At 63.1% G+C, this 18,757-nt stretch carries 18 protein-coding genes; 12 read left to right on the top strand and 6 right to left on the bottom strand.

The window, feature by feature from the left end; translation table 11 throughout:
* Positions 1-44: 44 nt before the first annotated feature.
* The 3 genes from BRPE64_RS23305 to BRPE64_RS23315 are packed head-to-tail and all read right to left on the bottom strand — an operon-like array spanning position 45 to position 2,904.
* The gene (locus tag BRPE64_RS23305; protein WP_016347352.1) at positions 45-1,007 is read right to left on the bottom strand and encodes a LysR family transcriptional regulator; all 963 of its coding nucleotides are present in this window, start codon (positions 1,005-1,007) and stop codon (positions 45-47) included.
* A 40-nt stretch (positions 1,008-1,047) separates the two neighbouring features.
* The gene (locus BRPE64_RS23310) at positions 1,048-2,520 is read right to left on the bottom strand and encodes an NAD(P)/FAD-dependent oxidoreductase (protein ID WP_016347353.1); all 1,473 of its coding nucleotides are present in this window, start codon (positions 2,518-2,520) and stop codon (positions 1,048-1,050) included.
* A gap of 36 nt (positions 2,521-2,556) precedes the next feature.
* Positions 2,557-2,904: a cupin domain-containing protein gene (locus tag BRPE64_RS23315; protein WP_016347354.1), complete on the bottom strand. Its 348-nt coding sequence runs from the start codon at positions 2,902-2,904 to the stop codon at positions 2,557-2,559.
* Positions 2,905-3,105: 201 nt separating this feature from the next.
* Between BRPE64_RS23315 and BRPE64_RS23320 the strand changes: the two genes are divergently transcribed.
* The 3 genes from BRPE64_RS23320 (at position 3,106) to BRPE64_RS23330 (ending at position 6,519) form a co-directional block, all read left to right on the top strand.
* Positions 3,106-3,951, top strand: coding sequence for a helix-turn-helix transcriptional regulator (locus tag BRPE64_RS23320; RefSeq protein ID WP_044042907.1), 846 nt, complete (start codon positions 3,106-3,108; stop codon positions 3,949-3,951).
* Between the two features lie 113 nt (positions 3,952-4,064).
* Positions 4,065-5,015 carry an agmatinase gene (gene speB, locus BRPE64_RS23325; RefSeq protein ID WP_016347356.1) on the top strand — a complete coding sequence of 317 codons (951 nt, stop codon included), beginning with the start codon at positions 4,065-4,067 and terminating at the stop codon, positions 5,013-5,015.
* A 19-nt stretch (positions 5,016-5,034) separates the two neighbouring features.
* Positions 5,035-6,519: an aldehyde dehydrogenase family protein gene (locus BRPE64_RS23330; RefSeq protein WP_016347357.1), complete on the top strand. Its 1,485-nt coding sequence runs from the start codon at positions 5,035-5,037 to the stop codon at positions 6,517-6,519.
* Between the two features lie 9 nt (positions 6,520-6,528).
* On the opposite strand, the gene BRPE64_RS23335 is transcribed toward BRPE64_RS23330, so the two are convergent.
* Positions 6,529-7,491, bottom strand: coding sequence for a LysR family transcriptional regulator (locus tag BRPE64_RS23335; RefSeq protein WP_016347358.1), 963 nt, complete (start codon positions 7,489-7,491; stop codon positions 6,529-6,531).
* 152 nt (positions 7,492-7,643) lie between these two features.
* On the opposite strand from BRPE64_RS23335, the gene BRPE64_RS23340 reads away from it, so the two are divergent.
* From BRPE64_RS23340 to hutG, 8 genes are all read left to right on the top strand, one after another.
* Complete coding sequence (locus tag BRPE64_RS23340; RefSeq protein WP_016347359.1) at positions 7,644-9,005, top strand: NAD(P)/FAD-dependent oxidoreductase; 1,362 nt, start codon at positions 7,644-7,646, stop codon at positions 9,003-9,005.
* Between the two features lie 221 nt (positions 9,006-9,226).
* On the top strand, positions 9,227-9,976 hold the full coding sequence (locus tag BRPE64_RS23345; RefSeq protein ID WP_016347360.1) for an IclR family transcriptional regulator: 750 nt from the start codon (positions 9,227-9,229) through the stop codon (positions 9,974-9,976).
* A 62-nt stretch (positions 9,977-10,038) separates the two neighbouring features.
* Positions 10,039-10,806: a transporter substrate-binding domain-containing protein gene (locus tag BRPE64_RS23350; RefSeq protein WP_016347361.1), complete on the top strand. Its 768-nt coding sequence runs from the start codon at positions 10,039-10,041 to the stop codon at positions 10,804-10,806.
* A gap of 16 nt (positions 10,807-10,822) precedes the next feature.
* Positions 10,823-11,491 (top strand): amino acid ABC transporter permease, encoded by a 669-nt coding sequence (locus BRPE64_RS23355; RefSeq protein ID WP_016347362.1) that lies wholly within the window; start codon positions 10,823-10,825, stop codon positions 11,489-11,491.
* Positions 11,488-12,252, top strand: coding sequence for an amino acid ABC transporter ATP-binding protein (locus BRPE64_RS23360; protein WP_016347363.1), 765 nt, complete (start codon positions 11,488-11,490; stop codon positions 12,250-12,252). The genes BRPE64_RS23355 and BRPE64_RS23360 overlap by 4 nt, the downstream gene beginning before the upstream one ends.
* Positions 12,249-12,803 carry a HutD/Ves family protein gene (locus BRPE64_RS23365; protein WP_016347364.1) on the top strand — a complete coding sequence of 185 codons (555 nt, stop codon included), beginning with the start codon at positions 12,249-12,251 and terminating at the stop codon, positions 12,801-12,803. The genes BRPE64_RS23360 and BRPE64_RS23365 overlap by 4 nt, the downstream gene beginning before the upstream one ends.
* On the top strand, positions 12,800-14,200 hold the full coding sequence (locus BRPE64_RS23370) for a formimidoylglutamate deiminase (protein ID WP_016347365.1): 1,401 nt from the start codon (positions 12,800-12,802) through the stop codon (positions 14,198-14,200). Before BRPE64_RS23365 ends, BRPE64_RS23370 begins: the two co-directional genes overlap by 4 nt.
* A 27-nt stretch (positions 14,201-14,227) precedes the next feature.
* A complete protein-coding gene (hutG, locus tag BRPE64_RS23375; RefSeq protein WP_016347366.1) occupies positions 14,228-15,040 on the top strand; it encodes an N-formylglutamate deformylase in 813 nt (270 codons plus the stop codon).
* Between the two features lie 3 nt (positions 15,041-15,043).
* Here hutG and BRPE64_RS23380 read toward each other — a convergent pair whose 3' ends face one another.
* Together BRPE64_RS23380 and BRPE64_RS31985 are read right to left on the bottom strand one after the other, a co-directional pair.
* Positions 15,044-15,892 (bottom strand): SDR family NAD(P)-dependent oxidoreductase, encoded by an 849-nt coding sequence (locus tag BRPE64_RS23380; RefSeq protein ID WP_016347367.1) that lies wholly within the window; start codon positions 15,890-15,892, stop codon positions 15,044-15,046.
* 345 nt (positions 15,893-16,237) lie between these two features.
* Complete coding sequence (locus tag BRPE64_RS31985; RefSeq protein WP_160167948.1) at positions 16,238-16,774, bottom strand: SgcJ/EcaC family oxidoreductase; 537 nt, start codon at positions 16,772-16,774, stop codon at positions 16,238-16,240.
* A 692-nt stretch (positions 16,775-17,466) separates the two neighbouring features.
* Between BRPE64_RS31985 and BRPE64_RS23390 the strand changes: the two genes are divergently transcribed.
* Positions 17,467-18,159 carry an alpha/beta hydrolase family protein gene (locus BRPE64_RS23390; RefSeq protein ID WP_044042908.1) on the top strand — a complete coding sequence of 231 codons (693 nt, stop codon included), beginning with the start codon at positions 17,467-17,469 and terminating at the stop codon, positions 18,157-18,159.
* Positions 18,160-18,757 lie beyond the last annotated feature (598 nt).

Consider the following 18,757-nt stretch of genomic DNA (forward strand, 5'->3'; position numbering starts at 1 on the left):
ATGGGCGCCATATTGCGTATTCGAAACGTTCACATCGGTGGCGCTCATACTTCGAGCGCGTGCATCGACTGCATCGACTGCATCGGTTGTTCATCGCCAGCGTTCGGGCGCGTGCCGTAGACATTGAACAGGTCCTCGCAGAAGGCACGCACGATGGCTTGATCGGCCATGCCGCGCTTCATCGCAAGATGCAGCGGCACTTCGAAACCGAACGTGTTGCGTCCCAGCACGCGGATCAGGCCGCGCTGCTCGAAAGGCTCCGCATGATGCGCGGGCAGATAGCCGATATGACTGCCCGACAGAATCAGCACGGTGGCCGCATCGACGTTGTCCGCGATGGCCGTCACGCGGCGCTCGTCGATGCTCGCGCGTTCCTCGGGCACCGGATAGCTGCGCCAGATCCAGTCGTGTGCGCGCAGATCGTCGAGCGTCACATGCGGTCCCGCGTGAAAGAGCGGATGTCCGCGCCCGCAGCACATCACCTGCCGCTCGCTGCACAGCTTGCGATACGACAGCCCCGCCACGCGATGCCAGAAGTAGCCGATCGCGAGATCGAGTTGCTGATTGACGAGGCTCTCTTCGAGTTCCTGCGGCGGCGCGACGTGCATCGCGAAACGCACTGCCTGATCCCGCTTGCGAAACGCGCCGATGGTTTCGGCGAGCCGCGCGTTCTCGACATGCGACATCTGGCCGATGAGACCGATCGACAGCGTGCCGACGAGCTTGCGGTCGATATCGCGCACCTGTGCCACGAATTGCGATGTCGCCGCGATCAACGCACGCGCCGATGCCACGAAGCGCTCGCCTTTCGACGTGAGCCGGAAGCCGCCGCGTCCGCGCTCGCACAACCTGAAGCCCATGCGGACTTCCAGCGCGGCAAGCTGCGAACTGATGGTCGACTGGCGCACGCCGAGCGTCGCTTCGGCGGCCGTGATGCCGCGTGCATCGACGACCGCGAGAAACACGCGCACGAGACGCAGATCGAGATCGGAAGTATTGGAGAACATGGCGTACGTGGCGTTAAGTCGTGGCGTTAAGTCGCAGTGCTCACATCGGGAAGCCCATCGCCTTGACGCCTTTGATCCATGCGCGTTTCCAGCCGCCTTCGGCATCGGCGCCGTCGAACGCGTGAAAGGTCAGCTTCGCGGCGAGCCATCGCACCGGTTCGGGCGGAATGTACGTGGGGCTTTGATTGGCGATGTCGAGCGCGCGCTCGGGGCTGTCGCGGTCGAACAGGATGTTCAGGCCCATGAACGCGCCGAAGCGGCTCGCGGCCACGCCGAAACCCGTGTAGCCCGCGACGAACACGGCCTTGTCGCCGAGATAGCGCTTCGCGAACACGGAGCCGCGCGAGCAGTAGTCGATCGGGCCGCCCCATGCGTGCGAGAAGCGCACATCGCTCAATTGCGGAAATGTGGTGTAGAACGCCTGCGCAAGACGATGGTATGTGTCGCGCTGCTGGTCGCGCGGCGGATTGGGATCGCCATCGAAGTGATAGCTCACGAGGCCGCCGAAGATGATGTTGTTGCTCTTCGTGAGGCGGAAGTAATTGAGCTGCGTGCGCGTGTCGTAGATGCCCTGACGCTGTTGCCAGCCGATGCGCGACAGTTGTTCGTCGGTGAGCGGCTCGGTTGCAAGTACATGATCGCGCACCTGCAATACGCGACGATTGATGTCGGGGATGCCTACTTTCGCGGTCCCGCTGCCGAACAGAATGCGCGTCGCGCGCACGCTGCCCGCGGGCGTTTTCACGAAGACGCTCGCGCCTTCGTCGCTGACGCTCGTAAGCGGGCTGTGTTCGTAAAGCCGCACGCCAAGCTGCAAAGCCGCGCGCTTGAGACCCCACGCGAGCTTCGCGGGATGCACGATGCCGCTGCGATTGCGCGACCAGAGCGCGCCCGCGAACAACGGCGAATCGAGTTGTTCGCGTGTGGCCTTTGCATCGAGCAGCACCACGTCATGACCATACGACTTGTGCAGATCGTAATCGGCGCGCAGATGATCGACGTGATCGGGATCGACTGCCACCGTCATCTCGCCGTTCCATTCGATGTCGGCGTCGATGCCATAGCGCGCGAGCGTCGCTTCGAAGCCATCGAGATTGCGCTGACCGAATGCCTCGAGCTGCGCGATGTCGTTCGGGAACACGCGCACCGCGTTGGGCAGACCATGCATCACCGAGGTCGAGATGATGCCGCCCGCGCGCCCCGACGCGCCATGCGCCACCCGGCCCGCTTCGATCAACACGACATCGAGTTCGGGCATCTGTTCCTTCGCCTGCACCGCAGCCCACAAGCCCGTAAAGCCGCCGCCGACGATCAGCAGATCGGCATTTGTGTCGCTTGCAAGCGCCGCTTCGGCGGGCGGTTCTGCGGGATTGTCGAGCCAGTAGGGAGACAGCCTGGTGCGGGCAAGCGCTTCTTCGATGCTCAATCTGACCGGCGTGCGGCGTGCCGTGTGTGACGGGCCGGACTCGGGCACGGCCGTATCCGCTTCGAGAAACTGGACGCTTTCATTCATGATGTGTCTCCTCTTCGGGCGCTATGCCGACGGCGCTTATTGCTGCGGTTCGAGCACGACGTAGAACTTCTTCGCATCCTCGATGGTTTCCCAGCGGCCCGCGAAGCCCGCCGGCAAGAGATAGCCCTGCCCCGCCGTGAACTCGCGTCGTCCGCCGTTCACATCGGTGAGCGCGATCCTGCCTTCGACGAGCCAGACCGCTTCGTCGGCCGTCGTCGCGGGGAAATCGACCGCGCCCGCCTTGCCTTCCCACCAGCCAATCACGTAGTTGCCGCTCGGACCTTGCGCCGCGCGCCAGTCGCTTTCGTTCATGCCGTAGTCCAGCCGCGTGAACTCTCCGATGCCTGCGCCCAGCGGCGCGATGTCCTGAATCAGCTTGCTCATGTCTTTCCTTTGATGCGTGGGTTTCAATCGAATCGGTGCGCCAAAGTTACCGGCTCGCGATGCCCCGGTATGCCCCCCCGCAGGGGGGACAAGGCGCGTTTTAGCGAGGCGCGGGTAAATACCTAGATCGTGATTCATGCTTGCTGGAAGGCGCTGCGGCGCATGGACTACAATCAGACAGCCTCTTCTTCCGGGCGCGCCATGCTGCTCAACGTACCCCCGCTCAATCACGACCAGACCGACTTCCCGCTCTCGTTCAAGACGCTCGGCACGGTCATCGAAGCTGTCGGCACGCCCGATTTCGTGCCGCGTCTCACGCTGCTTCTCAATGAAGTCGTGCCGATCAACGTCGTGCATATCGAGCGCTCGCGAGTCGATAGCAGCAAGCCCATGGGCTTTCGTTGCGAATGGATCGGCAGCAGCGGCGTGGGCATGGACTCGAGCGTGATCTCCGATGTGATGACGCTCTACTACGACCGCTTCTACGACCGCGATCCGCTCTTCGCGGGCATTCGCGGCAAGGTCGGCACGCTGCTCGTGGTGCGCGACATCGGCGCGATTCCGCCGGGCGAATTTCGTCAGCGTCTCTTCGACGAAGCATCGATCGCGCACGAATGCGTGCTCGCGCGCGGCACGCGTCATGCGCAGGATTCCATCGCGCTCGAACGCGCACTCGATGCGCCGCCGTTTTCGCTCGCCGAGATGAACCGCTTTCGCAACGTGAGCGAGTTTCTGTTTCCGCTGCTGGAGTTGCACGCATCGATGAGCGCCGCGAAACGCGTCGCGCATCCCACGTCGTTTCTGCATCCGCTCGCGCAGTTCGACGCGCGCATCGCCGGCGATCAGGTGCGCTTGTCCAAACGCGAATACGAAATCTGCGCGCATCTGATCACGGGGCGCACGGTGCCCGAGGCCGCGGAGATCATCGGCGTGCGTATCGGCACGGCCGAGTCTTATGTGAAGCGCGCATTCGCGAAGCTCGGCGTGCGCACCAAGCGCGATCTGATCGCATGGGGCCAGGCTTGCCCTCATTCGCCGACGCTCTGACACTCCGTTCACATAGAACGGTCTCGATGTAAACATTCCCACTTCGTCATTCGCGGCGTTGTCGCGTCGCCTAACATCGCCCCGTCCACATCACGATGACGGGAGATTGGCCCATGCAGCGCGAACTCAACCAGCCGCTCGGCGGCAACGACATGCCGCGATTCGGCGGCATTGCCACGATGATGCGTTTGCCACAGGCGAGCAGCACCGAAGGCCTCGATGCGTGTTTTGTCGGCGTGCCGCTCGATATCGGCACGTCGAACCGCTCGGGCGCGCGCTTCGGTCCGCGTCAGATCCGCTCGGAATCGGTGCTGCTGCGTCCCTACAACATGGCGACGCGCGCCGCGCCTTTCGATTCGCTGCAAGTAGCCGATATCGGCGACGTCGCCACCAATCCCTATGATCTGAAAGACTCGATGCGTCTGATCGAATCGGCTTACGATGCGATCGTTGCGAACGGCTGCCGCCCGATCACGCTCGGCGGCGACCATACGATCGCATGGCCGATCCTGCGCGCGCTGCACAAGAAGTACGGCAAGGTGGCCGTGGTACACGTCGATGCACACGCCGATGTCAACGACACCATGTTCGGCGAGAAAATCGCGCACGGCACGCCGTTTCGTCGCGCGGTGGAAGACGGTCTGCTCCAGTGCGACAAGGTCACGCAAATCGGCTTGCGCGGCACCGGCTATCACGCCGACGATTTCGACTGGTGCCGCGCGCAGGGCTTCACGGTCGTGCAGGCCGAAGCGTGCTGGAACAGATCGCTCGCGCCGCTCATGGAAGAAGTGCGCGCACGCGTGGGCGACAGCCCCGTGTATCTGAGCTTCGATATCGACGGGCTCGACCCCGCATTCGCACCCGGAACCGGCACGCCCGAAGTGGGCGGATTGAGCGTACAGCAAGGCCTCGAAATCGTGCGCGGCATGAAGGGCCTCAACGTGGTGGGCGCGGATCTCGTCGAAGTTTCGCCGCCCTACGATCAAGCCGGGACAACCGCGCTCGTCGGCGCGAATCTCGCGTTCGAGATGCTCTGCGTGATGCCGGGCGTTCGCTATCGTTAAGGCCACGCGAGGACACATCATGCTGACTCAATTCGAAAACCGTTCCGACGACGGCTCATTCATGCTGCCTGCCGCGACGATCGCGGGCACGCGTTACGGCGCATCGAATCGCGGCGCGGGCAATGCGATTCACAACGCATCGACAGGCAAAGCGATCGGCTGGCAGGAACATGCCGATGCCACACAAGTGGATGCCGCCGTGCGCGCCGCGCATGCCACGCTCGATGCATGGCGCAACCAGACGCCTGCATCGCGCGGCAAGGTGCTGCGCAAGATCGCCGAGTTGCTCGAAGCCGCGCGCGCAAATCTCAGCGCGATGCAGCAGCAAGTAAGCGGCAAGCCTCCGCTCGAAGCAGACACCGATGTGAGCGATGCCATCGCCACATTCAGCTACTACGCGGACCTGTGCGCGGACGCATCGCTCTTCGACGCCGAGACGCTGACACTGCCCGACCCTGGCGTGACGGGCGAACGTCAATACGAAGCGGTCGGTGTTGCCGCGTTGATCGTGCCGTGGAATTTCCCGATGGTCACGACCGCTTGGAAGATCGCGCCCGCGCTAGCCGCAGGTTGCACGGTGGTGCTGAAACCGTCCGAGTTCACATCGCCGGTTGAGCATGTGCTGGCCGGGATCATGACGGACGCGGGCGTACCCGATGGCGTCGTGAACCTCGTGAACGGTGGCGGCGAAGTGGGCGCGCTGCTGGCGGCGCATCCGCTCATCGACAAGATTTCGTTCACGGGCAGCACGGCTGTCGGCCGCAAGGTCATGCAGGCGGCGGCGCAAGACATGAAGCGCGTCACGCTGGAACTCGGCGGCAAGTCCGCGCTGATCGTGCGGGCCGATGCGGACATCGAACACGCGGTCGCGCTCGCGGTGGGCGGCGCGTTCACGAACGCCGGGCAGATGTGTTCGGCGACGTCGCGCATCATCGTGCACGACGATGTCTATCGAAAGTTCATGGCCGCGTTCGAAACGGCCGTGCGCGCCCTCGTGATCGCGCCGCCGCAGACCAAGAATGTTTCGATGGGTCCGCTCGTCTCTCATGCGCAGCGCGCACGCGTGGCAGCGTTGCTCGAACAAGGCATACGCGATGGCGCGCGCGTCGCGTTCAGCGGTGCGCTCGATAGTGCCTGCGCGGAAGGCTTTTTTATGGCGCCTGCCGTCATCGCCGAGCCGGATGCGGGCAACGTGTTGTGGACCGACGAAGTGTTCGGGCCGGTAGCATGCGTGAAGTCGTTCCGCACCGACGACGAAGCCATCGCGCTCGCCAACGACACACGTTATGGACTCGTCGCGACGGTCGTCACACGCGATGAAGACGCTGCCCACCGATATCGTCGCGCGCTGCGTGCGGGCCTCGTGTGGATCAACACGCCGCAACTGATCTTCCCGCAAGTATGTTGGGGCGGACTGGGCCTGAGCGGCATCGGCCGCGAACTCGGTCTCGCCGGATTGCGCAGTTATCAGGAGTTGCGCCACAGCGTCGCGCAGCGCGGGTAAGTTCGAGCATCAGACCTTGCGCGCCGTGCGGCCGCCGCGCGACTTGCCCTTCTCCGGCGGCGCGGTCATGTCGGCAACAGCGGCGCCCGACTGAATCAGAAACTCGCGGAACGCATTGGCAACTTGCGGCAGACGCCGCTCGGACATATGCACGACATGCCACGCGCGTTCGATCGGCGTGGCGGGCACCGGCAGCGTCGCCAGAAGCCCCGACTGCATCTCCAGCGCGCACGCATGCAGCGACAGAAACGCCACGCCCAAGCCCGCCTCGACAAGCTGCTTGATCGCTTCGTTGCTCGATAGCTCCGAGGCCGCATGCAGCTTCAATCCCGCTTCCTTGAAGAGACCCTCGATCGCGACGCGCGTGCCCGAACCGCGCTCCCGCACAAGCAGGTTCGCCGATTCGAGATCGGTCAGACGAAGGCGCTTCGCGCGCATCAAAGGATGCGAGGGCGCGGCGACGAAGGCCATCGGATGCTTGGCGAAGGCGGCGGCACTCGTGCGCAACTCGCGCGGCTGCCGGCCCATGATCGCGAGATCGATCTCGTTGGTGGCAAGCATGCGCACGATTTCATCGCGATTGCCGATGCGAAATTGCAGCTTCACGCCGGGCCGCTCTTGCGTGAAGCGCACGAGCAGCGGCGGCACGAGATACTCCGCCGTGGTAATCGCGCCGATGCGCAGCGTGCCGCCCAATTCTCCGCGTAGCGCCGCCACTTCTTCGCCCGCCTCGGTCCAGAGGCTCAGGATCTCGTTCGCGTAGCGCGTCATCACTTCGCCCGCAGCGGTCAGTTGCACTTCGCGGCCCACACGGCGCAGCAACGGCGTGCCCGCCGCCTCACTCAACAGCGAAATTTGCAGCGATACCGCCGGCTGCGTCAGATGCAGTTCTTCGGCGGCTCCCGAGATGCTGCCCACGCGAGCGAAGGTCTGCAAGGTCCGCAACTGCCGGAAGGTGGTCGTCTTTAACATTGGTAAAAACTTATGAGTCGGTTATAAATACTAAATAGCGCAAATATTTGCACGACCTTATAGTTTTTCTCACGAAGCCGTCAATAGCGTTCCGGCCAGCGCCGGTCAGTCCCGCGCATTCGTCCTATCGTTGAACAGCACCGGGAGCCATCATGTCCAAGTCCTTTGCGCAGCATCCGATCGATTCGTGTGAACACGCGCCCCATCGTATTGTCATTGTCGGCGGCGGCGCGGCCGGACTGGAGCTGGCGACACGCCTCGGCAACGGCGTCGGCAAGCGGCGGCGGGCCGATGTCGTTCTGATCGATCGCTATCCGACGCACTTCTGGAAGCCGCTGCTGCACGAAGTCGCATCGGGTCGCATCGATGCATCGAGCCATCAGATCGACTACGCGGCACATGCCAAGTGGAATCACTTCCGCTTCGAGCAGGGCGCGCTTTCGAGCATCGATCGCGATCGCCGCGAGATCGTCATCGACGGGACGAGCGACATCGACGGTCATGCGCTGCTGCCGCGTAGAACGCTCGCATTCGATACGCTCGTGCTCGCGCTCGGCAGCGTCACTAATTTCTTCTCCATTCCGGGCGCGGAGCAGCACGCGCTGACGCTCGAAACCGTCGAGCAGGCCGAGACGTTCAGGCGGCGTCTGCTGTCGAGCCTGCTGCGCTCCAGTCACGCGCAACAAGCCACGCCCGGGGCTGCGAGGAGACCGGTGTCGGTGACGGTCATCGGCGGCGGCGCAACCGGCGTCGAGCTGGCGGCTGCGTTGCGCGGCTCGGCGGAGATGGTGCGCGACTATCATCTGGCTTCGCTTGACCCCGCCAACGACATCCGCATTCGTTTGCTCGAAGGTGCGCCGCGCGTCTTGCCCGCGCTGCCCGAACGTATCTCGATGCGCGCGCAGGACGTGCTTGCCGGGCTCGGTGTCGATGTGAGGCTCGGCTGCCGGGTCGGCTCGGTCGGCGTGGATACCGTTGCCACTTCAGATGGCGAGACGCTCGTGAGCGACATCACGATCTGGGCGGCCGGCGTGGAAGGACCGCCTGTGCTGCGCCGGCTGAACGGGCTGCCGCTGAACCGGAACGGCCAGGTCGTGGTCGATGCGGCGCTGCAAATCGAGTCCGGCTCCGGCATCTACGCGATGGGGGATTGCGCCGCGTGCGTCGCATCGAAGGGCGATGCGCTCGTGCCGCCGCGAGCGCAAGCGGCTTATCAGCAAGCCGCCTATCTCGCGGATGCACTTACGCGCCGTCTCGACGATCGCGCCGTGCCGCCCTTCTCCTACCGCGATCAAGGGACGCTGATTTCGTTCGGCCGTGCGGGTGCGGCGGGCGCGTTGATGAGCGAATTGCTGCGCGGCCCGGTCTTCATCGAAGGATGGTTTGCCGCTTCATGCTACCGGCATCTCTACCGCAGGCACATCATGGGTCTCACTGGCGTCAAGCGGGCCGTGATGTACGCGGCGAGCCAGTGGCTGCGCGAGCGCGTGCGGCCGACCGTGAAACTGAACTGATCGATATGCCGGGCACGCCGTTGTGATGAGCGGCGTGCCCGATGGTCATTCGCGTATTTCTGGCGCCGGTTCCCCACCGCATTCGACAACGCCACACTCCAAATCAAGGGAAATCCCTTAGTCAAAATTCCTGCCGCGTGGGAATCTCATTTTTGTTCACCGGGAGCGAGATGGCATTCTTCGGTCATCGACTTCGTTTCTCGACCGGCTGAACCATCACAGTGAAACAGGAATCAGGTGTCATCGGCGCCGAGCGTCTGCTGCTCGTGCTGACCGCGCTCGCCAGCCACGGCAAAGCCATGTCCGTAAAGGACATGCTCGGCGCGACCGGTCTCGCGCAAAGCACGCTCTATCGACAAGTGGCGCTGCTCAAGCGCTGGGGCTTCGTCACCGAGGACGCCGGTTTCTACGCGCCCGGTCCCATCAGTCTCCAGCTCGCGCTCGGCTTCGACATCAATTCGATGCTGGTCGAAGCAAGCCGCGACGGCATGATGCAACTCTCGCGTACCACGCAGGAAAGCGTCGGGCTCATCGTCGCCGTGAACGATCAGGTGATCTGCCTCGAAATGATCGAGAGCACGCACTCGTTGCGCTGCTCGTTCGAAAAAGGCCGGGCCGTGCCGCTGCGCGCGGGTGCATCCGCGAAGTCGTTGCTGGCCTTCATGCCCGACAAGGCGCGTGCCGAAACGCTCGAACGCCAGTTCGCGGATGACCATGCCGCACGCGCCGCGCTCGAAACCGAACTGGACGGCATCCGCGCGCGCGGCTACGCGGTGAGCGACAGTGAAGTCGACCCGGGCGTGTGGGGCGTGAGTGCGCCCGTGTTCCGGCGCGCGTCGCGCAGCGCGGGCGCGAATGCATCGATCACGCTGATGGCGCCTTCCTCGCGCGCGATTGGCCGTGAACATCAACTCGCCGACTGGACCGTGCGCACCGCCAACGCCATTTCCTCCCGGCTGCAAGCCGTCTGATTCCAACTCGACGACAACCCGACGACAACTCAACGACCGACCACACCTCTGGAGCCCACACGATGAAACTGAAGAACCTTCTTTGCGCCACGAGCCTCGGTATCGCCATGATCGCGGCGGTCTTGCCCGGCACGGCAGCCGCGCAAGATTCGAACGTGCTCAACGTTGCGACCGACGCCACCTTCCCGCCGATGGAGTTCGTCGACAAGGGCCAGCGCACCGGCTTCGACATCGACATCATGAACGCGCTCGCCAAGGCCATGGGCAAGCAGGTCCAGTGGACCGACATCGACTTCAAGGGGCTGATTCCGGGCTTGGTCGCGCGTCGTTTCGATGCGGCGATCTCGGGCATCTACATCACGCCGGAACGCTCGCAGGTCGTCGACTTCACGCAGTCGTACTTCGCGGGCGGCCTCTCCGCGCTCGTCAAAGTGGATTCGCCGATCAAGACGCTCGCCGATCTCAACGGCAAGAAGGTGACGGTGCAGGTCGGCACGAAGTCGGTGAACTTCCTGCGCGACAACTATCCGCAAGTGCAGCGCGTGGAGGTGGAAAAGAATCAGGAGATGTTCGATCTCGTTGGCATCGGCCGCGCGGATGCCGCCGTGACGGGCAAGCCCGCCGCATATCAGTTCGTGCGCACACGCCCCGGCTTTCGCGTGCTCGACAAAGAGCTGACGACCGAAGCGTATGGCATTGCGGTGCGCAAGGACGAGCCGCAATTGCGCGACCAGATGAACGCCGCACTCGCGAAGATCAAGGCGGACGGCACCTACAACGCGATCGTGCAGAAGTGGTTTAGCGCAAGCGCCGCTGCAAGCGCGAAATAATCGACGGACCTGACTCATGCAACTCGACTTCACGCCCGCCGTCGCCGGCTGGGCCGACATCGCGCACGGCGCGCTCGTCACGGTCGAAGTGACCGCGGCCGCGCTCGTGCTTTCCTGCCTGCTCGGGCTATTGATCGGCATTGGCCGGCTTTCGCCGCAGCGGCGCATAGTCTATGGCTTCTGCACCGGCTATCTGATCTTTTTCCGCGGCACGCCGCTGCTCGTGCAGTTGTTCCTGCTGTTCTTCGGTCTGCCGCAGTTCGACATTCTCTTGCCCGCCTTCGTGTGCGGCATGCTCGGGCTGGGGCTGTATTCGGCGGCGTATGTGTCGGAGATCGTGCGCGGCGCGATTCAGTCGGTGGATCGCGGACAGATGGAAGCGGCGCGCTCCATCGGCATGTCGGCGGGACAGGCCATGCGCGCGATCATTCTTCCGCAGGCTATCGTGCGCATGATTCCACCGCTCGGGAACGAGTTCATTGCGTTGATCAAGAACTCCGCGCTGGTGTCGCTCCTGACCATTCACGATCTGATGCATGAAGGACAGAAGATCATCAGCGTGTCGTATCGTTCGCTCGAAGTCTATATCGTGATCGCGCTCGTCTATCTCGTGCTCACGCAGACGACCAACTACATTCTTCATCGCGTCGAGCGTCGGCTGCGCGCAGGAGGCATGGTGCAATGAACAGCGCTCAACCTATCGTCAGCATTCGCGAACTGACGAAGTCGTTTGGAACGCATCGCGTATTGAACGGCATCGACTTCGATATTCAGCCGAGCCAGGTCGTGGTCGTGATCGGGCCGAGCGGTTCCGGCAAGAGCACGTTCCTGCGCTGCTGCAACGGGCTGGAGCAGCCGGAACACGGCACCATCGATATCTGCGGGCACCGGCTCGTCGATCATGGAACCATGCTCAAGGAGCGCCCGCTCAACGCGCTGCGCACCGAAGTGGGCATGGTGTTTCAATCGTTCAATCTGTTCCCGCATCTTTCGGTGCTGCATAACATCACCGTGGGACCGCGCATGCTGCGCGGCGCATCGAAGGCCGATGCCGAAGCGGCGGCGTTCGCGCTGCTCAAGAAGGTCGGCCTCGAACACAAGGCGCATGCCATGCCCGCGAGCTTGTCGGGCGGTCAAAAGCAACGCGTCGCGATTGCGCGTGCGCTCGCCATGCAGCCGCGCGTCATGCTGTTCGACGAACCCACATCGGCGCTCGATCCCGAACTCGTCGGCGAAGTGTTGCAGGTCATGAAGCTACTCGCCTCCGAAGGCATGACGATGCTCGTCGTCACGCACGAAATGGGCTTTGCGAAGGAAGTGGCGGACGTGGTCGTCGTGATGGATGGCGGCGAGATTGTCGAGGCAGGTCCGCCCGCGCAGATCTTTTCGACGCCATCGCAACCGCGCACGCGCTCGTTCCTGCAAGCCGTGCTGTCGCGCGCATGACCGTCTCCGTGATACGCGGCGCGGCGCTCGTCGCGTCGCCGTGGAAGAACGGCGGCGGCATCACGCGCGAGATCGCCGCATGTGCGCATGCGTGGCGCGCGAGCATTGCGGAGATCGATCGGCCAGGGCCGTTTTCGCGCTTCGACGGCATCGACCGCGTGCTGGTTTTGCTCGACGGTAGCGGCCTGATGCTCGACGCGCACGCCGTCATGCGTCCGTTCGATATCGCGCGCTTTGCAGGCGAGTCACCCATCGATGCGCGACTGACCGATGGTCCTGTGCGCGTGTTCAATCTGATGACGCATCGCGACGGCGCGCGCGCTTCAGTCGATCTGTGGCGCACATCGGCACGCCGCATCATCGATGGCGGGACCGTGCTGTTGCATTGCGCGCAAGGCCCGCTCGATGTGCGCATCGATCAAATACGCGTCACGTTGACGAAGACAGACACGCTGCGCATCGATGCGGCGCATGATGTCGAAGTCGAAGTCGAGATGCAGGGCGACGGCGTACTGTTGTGCGCGTCGCTGAATACCGAAGTTGAGTCATGAATACATCCACGAAATCGCTTTTTGCTTCGCACGCATGGTTGCCCGATGGCTGGCGCAACGACGTGCTGCTCGAATGGAACGAAGCGGGCACGCTCGTCGCCGTCACGCCGGATATCCGCGACGTGCCCGCCTCCACCACGCATGCAACTGGACCGGTCGTGCCCGGCATGCCGAACCTGCACTCGCACGCGTTCCAGCGCGCGATGGCCGGCCTCACCGAATATCGCGCGAATCCGGCAGACAGTTTCTGGAGCTGGCGCGATCTGATGTATCGCTTCGCCGCGCGCATCACGCCGGACATGCTCGGCGCCATTGCGCGCTGGCTCTATGTCGAGATGCTCAAGGCGGGCTACACGTCCGTATGCGAGTTTCATTACGTGCATCACGCAGCCGATGGCGCGCGTCATGCCAATCCGGCCGAACTCGCGCAACGCGTCGTGGATGCCGCGAGCGAGACGGGCATCGGCATGACGATGCTGCCGGTGCTCTATCAATACAGCGGTTTCGATGCGCAGCCGCCGCGCGACGATCAACGCCGCTTCATCAACACGACCGATGAATTCCTCGATCTCCTGAGCGCGTTACACCACGCACGGCCCGAGCACGGCGCACTGCGTTACGGCATTGCGCCGCATTCGCTGCGTGCCGTGTCGGAGACTTCGTTGCGCAGCGTGATAGACGGACTCGATTCAATATCGCCCGGCGCGCCGGTGCACATTCATATCGCGGAGCAAACGGCGGAAGTGGATGCATCGCTGGCCTCGCTCGGCGCGCGTCCGGTTCAATGGCTGCTCGATCACTTCGATGTGAACGCGCGCTGGTGCCTCGTGCACGCGACGCATATCGACGCGCACGAAACCAGCGCGCTCGCTAAAAGCGGCGCGATTGCGGGCCTTTGCCTGACGACCGAAGCGAACCTCGGCGACGGCTTCTTTCCCGCGATGGATTATCTCGATGCGCAAGGTGCGTTCGGCATCGGCTCGGACAGTCATATCGGCGTGGACTGGCGCGCGGAATTGCGTCTGCTCGAATACGGCCAGCGGCTCTTGCGGCGTCAGCGCAACGTGCTGGCATCGCAGCGAACGGCGCACGTTGCCGACCGGCTATTTCAAGGCGCGCTCGAAGGCGGCGCGCGCGCGACCGGCCGCGCGGTCGGTGCGCTCGAAGCGGGCGCACGCGCCGACTGGATCGTGCTCGACGCGAGTCACCCGAATCTCGCGGAACAGACCAGCACGACGTGGTTATCATCCGTCGTATTCTGCGAGCATGGAGAAACGCCCGTGCGCGATGTATTCGTCGGCGGTGAGCGTGTCGTTCATGACCGCCGCCATCGCGATGAAGCGCGGCATCGTGCAGACTATCGCCAAGCGTTGTCACAGCTTCTGGATCAAGCCTGAACGCAGGCATTCATCGGACACAGCATCATGAACGATCTCTTTTCACTCGAACGCGGCGATGCGCCGCTGCTGATCTCGATTCCGCATCTCGGCACGCATATTCCCGATTCCTTGCGTACTCAGTACACGGACATCGCGCTGACGGTGGCCGATACCGACTGGCATCTCGATCGCCTGTACGCATTCGCTGCCGCTCTCGGCGCGACGGTTATCGGCGCGCGCGTCTCGCGTTATGTGATCGATCTCAACCGGCCATCTAACGACGAGAGCCTTTATCCCGGACAGACGACCACCTCGTTATGCCCGATCGAAACGTTTCGCGGTGAGCCGTTGTATCGCGAAGACTGCGCGCCCGATGCCGCCGAACGCAATCGACGCGTGGCAACCTACTGGCAGCCCTATCACGACGCCTTGCGCGATGAGTTGAAGCGGCTGCGTGCTCAGCATCGGCATGTGTTGCTGTGGGAAGCGCATTCGATTGCAAGTGTGTTGCCGCGTCTTTTCGATGGCAAGTTGCCCGATCTGAACATCGGCACACAGGACGGCCGCACGGCGGCGCTGTCCGTGCAGGAAGCAATCGAGCGCGCGGCCGCGGCGAGTCCGTTCACGTGGATCGCGAACGGCCGCTTCAAGGGCGGCTTCATCACACGGCACTTCGGCGCGCCGCAGGACGGCATTCATGCCGTGCAACTGGAGATGTGCCAGTCCGCTTATATGAACGAGGACGCGCCGTTCGACTATCTGCCCGATGTCGCGCACAAAATCGAACCTGTGGTGCGCGGCATGGTCAGCGGCGCACTCGAGGCGATTGTCGCGCTCAATACGTCGGCGCAGGGTTAACCGCTAGTCTTTGATGAACGCTTCGAACGCCGCCTTGTAGTCCGGATGCCAGCGCGACAACGCGGGCCGGTTTTCGACGATATCGCCCATCGCCCACAAGATGCGGCGTTCATCGAGTGAGCGCGGCACGTCGTTATCCGGACACAGGATATAGAAGTCGCCCGCATCCAGACGCTCCAGCATGAAGTCGACGGTCTGCTCGGGCGTCCATGCAGCGGCGGGTTTGTCCGCTCGCCCTTTGCGGGTCAACTCCGTGAACACGAAGCCGGGAATGAGCAAGTGCGCGCTGATGTTGCACCCGGGCGTGTTGCGAAGTTCGTGTTGCAGCGCTTCCGTCAATGCCTTCAGACCGGCCTTCGAAACGTTGTATGCGGGGTCTCCCGGCGGTGTCGTGATGCCCTGCTTCGAACCGGTATTGATGACGAGCCCCGGCCGTCCACGCTTGATCATGTCGGGCACGAAGATCTGCGTGCCGTGAATCGCGCCCCACAGGTTCACGCCAAGTACGTGTGTCCAGTTTTCAGCGGGGCCGAAGATATTGCTGCCCGGTTGAATACCGGCGTTGTTCATCAGGATGTCGACGCCGCCAAATCGTTCGATGACGGTTGAATGCAGGCGGCGGACATCGTCGATGTTGCTGACATCGGTTTCGAGCCCGAAGACGTTTTGTGGGCCGTTCGGGCTTGCTTTGGCGATTTCTTGTACGGCGTGCGTGATGCGGTCTGGGTCGCGGTCTGCGATGCAGATTCGCAGGCCCAGCGCGGCAAAGCGCTTGGCCGCAGCCAGACCGATGCCGGCCGCGCCTCCCGTAATGACGGCGACGGCGTTCTGGGTCAGAGCGGAGTGAGGCATGTGTCGGGCTCCTTTGGTGCGTGGGAAGCGCATCGATGGGCGGATGGCCGGAAATGGAGACTGTGCCACGTGGGAGGAAAAGCTGCAGATGCAGTTAGTTTGAGGATTCGGTGGATGAGGTTTTGGCGCTCGGGATTTTAGGGTGTGGTTTTGGGGTTTGTCTGGAAGCGGGGAGATTTGGTGGCCGGGGTCGACCCGCAACTGCCCTTCAGTCTAGCGACCACCAACGGCGGTTGGTCGGCCTCCATGCGCCGGTCATCAGCGCTCGCAACTGTGCCGCGTCGATTCCAAAAAAAGTTGCTCGCTTCATATCCTCTACTCGCCGCATCACCACTGCTCCGTCTGTCACGGCGCGGTAGCACCTTGTCCCTTCGAGCTAGCCGCAAACGGTCTTGCCAGTGTATTTTGGAAAGCGGCAACTCGCCAAACCCCGGACTCCTTCACGAATACTCGCAGGCTTAGCTCCTGATGGGCGGGCAGTGTCTGTCCATCAGCATTTACGAGGCCGCTCAGTTCGTTGGTAACGTGCGCCAGCGCAACGTCTGGCCGAATAAATCGGATTGCCACGCCCCGGGTTTCGAGCGTTGCGTTCCTTGCCCTTGTGCTCAGAATGGCAGCCATCCCCTTTCTAATTTCACCCCTTCCCTTTGCCACCTCACCGCGGACACTGACGAAGTCGGCATTCTCCGTGTACATCTGGGTGGCTGCCTCCGCATCGTGGCTGTTAAAACCGTCTGTCATCTCAGAGATCACTCTTTTAATCGCCGATTCGTCCTGAAGGCTACTTGTGCTGTGCATGCGCGTATTTTGAGAGCAGCCAATACCGAAACTGATCGCCGCAACTGCAATAAAGGATGTTGTCCACACCTGTACGTGTCTCACATTTTCCCCCTGGTGGAATCTCGACGCTTCGGCGAAGCGCCCGTCAGTGGTCGAACGACCTTTTGACGGCCGCGAGACTGATCGAGATTGTGCGCCAGCCATTCCTGCAGCGGTGAGTTCCACGCAGGGGGAAAGGGGCGCTTCCCCGACCTTTCGGGATACGGAAACCCCGGTGCTCGCGTTGCTTGCGGACACGGACGCCACCAATATGATCACGGCTGCGCCGGGCGGCCGAGCGCCGGTCACATGATCACGAGCGTAGGTCCGCTCTTCGAGTTCAGCGGATATTCGAACGTTCGCGTGAAGGTCCTGCTGAACGTCTCTTGATGGCCGAACCTAGAACTTTTTGCACCCGGACATGCTCTTCCAGAGAGCCAGATAAACGAACTGCCCTTCGAGAACTTCGTTTGACGCTGATTGCAGTGTCGTAACAGCTCGCTGACAATGATGCAGGCGTGCAAATACGCAAATGTCTCAAAGCGGAGATCACGTTGCGGCCCACAGGTCGGGCTTGCGGTCGTCAACCGACACATCGCAACAGCGACACCGTTCACGATGGACACACTCCATGGATCGGCCCGCAAACTCCACCTGCGCAATGCCTTGCCGGAGGCCGCCACAAACGCTACGCTCCCCGATGCCTCATTGATGCAGAATCGGCGCAACGGCCACAACAACACGACCTGAATACGATGGACAACCCAGAATCGCTTTCCCTGGCACTGCCCGACGGCTCCAAGGTTTCTGCGCTCCTCCAAGTGCCGGAGGACGCGCGAGCCCTATATGTCTTCGCCCACGGTGCCGGGGCAGGCATGCAGCACGCCGGCATGTCGTCATTGGCCGACGCGCTTGCGGCGGCCAAAGTCGCCACATTGCGCTACCAGTTTCCGTACATGGAGCGGGGCTCGAAGCGGGTGGACTCGCCGGCCGTGGCGCATGCTGCCGTTCGGGCAGCCGTCGCGGAGGCCCGCCGGCGGCTGCCTGCCCTGCCGCTCTTCGCGGGCGGCAGATCGTTCGGCGGCCGCATGACGTCCCAGGCCCAAGCCATCTCCCCGCTCGACGGCGTGCGTGGCCTCGCTTTCGTCGCGTTCCCGCTGCACCCGGCGGGCGCGCCCGGCGTGGAGCGGGCACGGCACCTGGCGGACGTCACGGTGCCGGTTCTCTTCCTGCAGGGCACGCGCGACAAGCTGGCCGAGCTTCATCTGCTGAGGTCGGTCGTCGAGACGCTGGGGCCACGCGCCACCCTGCATGTGGTGGACGACGCAGATCATTTGTTCCACGTGCGCGCGTCCTCCGGCCGGACCGACGCGGAGGTCGTGCTCGAACTAGCACGAACGATGTCGGCGTGGTTCTTAGCCGAAGGAGCGTTCGTCCGCGTTACCTGAACAAGCGCAGGAATGCTTGTAGCAGAGTCGGGACGGGGAGCCGGCGAACTCGCCGTGCTGCACTCGCCCACTCAATCCGTTCGCTATCCGCAGATGGTCTGTCGCATAGCCACGATAAGCGAAGCCTGTCGCGTCGGCGGCGTTTGCCCAGTGCCGAGTGAGTGAACTCGTCAGATCCGCTTGCGGTGTCCGCCCCGGGAATCGCGGAGCGCCATCTGCTTTGATTTGGCCGGCGCCGATCCGTGAGCGACCGCTTAGGGACGCGGCCGGAACCAGATGGCGGAGCGTCGAACAACGCGCATTGGCCGGTCACTGCCCGACGCGGTCGCCCGAAACCGACCCTCTCCGGCCATCCGGAGCGTAGCCACCTCGACGTCGGCAAACAAGCGGACAGAGCGGATGCGTGCGAGCGATGTGCCTCAACAACCCGCTCGTCAGGAACAAAAACGGTCCTGCGCCAACTGCCGCACCACGGATCGCCGCCTTGTTCGCTGGAACCGAAGTCAACATTACATTTCAACCTACCTCGTGTCGCTCTTCCCCAAACCCGCGGCCCATTTCCCCATTTCTTCCTGTCGTAAGGTTTACCCCGATTTAA

This window comes from Caballeronia insecticola, from assembly GCF_000402035.1.
GTDB lineage: Bacteria > Pseudomonadota > Gammaproteobacteria > Burkholderiales > Burkholderiaceae > Caballeronia > Caballeronia insecticola.

Excerpts from the sequence above, each read along its gene's own strand:
- BRPE64_RS23305 (WP_016347352.1), bottom strand. The coding sequence starts at position 1,007 with ATGTTCTCCAATACTTCCGATCTCGATCTGCGTCTCGTGCGCGTGTTT.
- BRPE64_RS23310 (WP_016347353.1), bottom strand. The coding sequence starts at position 2,520 with ATGAATGAAAGCGTCCAGTTTCTCGAAGCGGATACGGCCGTGCCCGAG.
- BRPE64_RS23315 (WP_016347354.1), bottom strand. The coding sequence starts at position 2,904 with ATGAGCAAGCTGATTCAGGACATCGCGCCGCTGGGCGCAGGCATCGGA.
- BRPE64_RS23320 (WP_044042907.1), top strand. The coding sequence starts at position 3,106 with ATGCTGCTCAACGTACCCCCGCTCAATCACGACCAGACCGACTTCCCG.
- speB (WP_016347356.1), top strand. The coding sequence starts at position 4,065 with ATGCAGCGCGAACTCAACCAGCCGCTCGGCGGCAACGACATGCCGCGA.
- BRPE64_RS23330 (WP_016347357.1), top strand. The coding sequence starts at position 5,035 with ATGCTGACTCAATTCGAAAACCGTTCCGACGACGGCTCATTCATGCTG.
- BRPE64_RS23335 (WP_016347358.1), bottom strand. The coding sequence starts at position 7,491 with ATGTTAAAGACGACCACCTTCCGGCAGTTGCGGACCTTGCAGACCTTC.
- BRPE64_RS23340 (WP_016347359.1), top strand. The coding sequence starts at position 7,644 with ATGTCCAAGTCCTTTGCGCAGCATCCGATCGATTCGTGTGAACACGCG.
- BRPE64_RS23350 (WP_016347361.1), top strand. The coding sequence starts at position 10,039 with ATGAAACTGAAGAACCTTCTTTGCGCCACGAGCCTCGGTATCGCCATG.
- BRPE64_RS23355 (WP_016347362.1), top strand. The coding sequence starts at position 10,823 with ATGCAACTCGACTTCACGCCCGCCGTCGCCGGCTGGGCCGACATCGCG.
- BRPE64_RS23360 (WP_016347363.1), top strand. The coding sequence starts at position 11,488 with ATGAACAGCGCTCAACCTATCGTCAGCATTCGCGAACTGACGAAGTCG.
- BRPE64_RS23365 (WP_016347364.1), top strand. The coding sequence starts at position 12,249 with ATGACCGTCTCCGTGATACGCGGCGCGGCGCTCGTCGCGTCGCCGTGG.
- BRPE64_RS23370 (WP_016347365.1), top strand. The coding sequence starts at position 12,800 with ATGAATACATCCACGAAATCGCTTTTTGCTTCGCACGCATGGTTGCCC.
- hutG (WP_016347366.1), top strand. The coding sequence starts at position 14,228 with ATGAACGATCTCTTTTCACTCGAACGCGGCGATGCGCCGCTGCTGATC.
- BRPE64_RS23380 (WP_016347367.1), bottom strand. The coding sequence starts at position 15,892 with ATGCCTCACTCCGCTCTGACCCAGAACGCCGTCGCCGTCATTACGGGA.
- BRPE64_RS23390 (WP_044042908.1), top strand. The coding sequence starts at position 17,467 with ATGGACAACCCAGAATCGCTTTCCCTGGCACTGCCCGACGGCTCCAAG.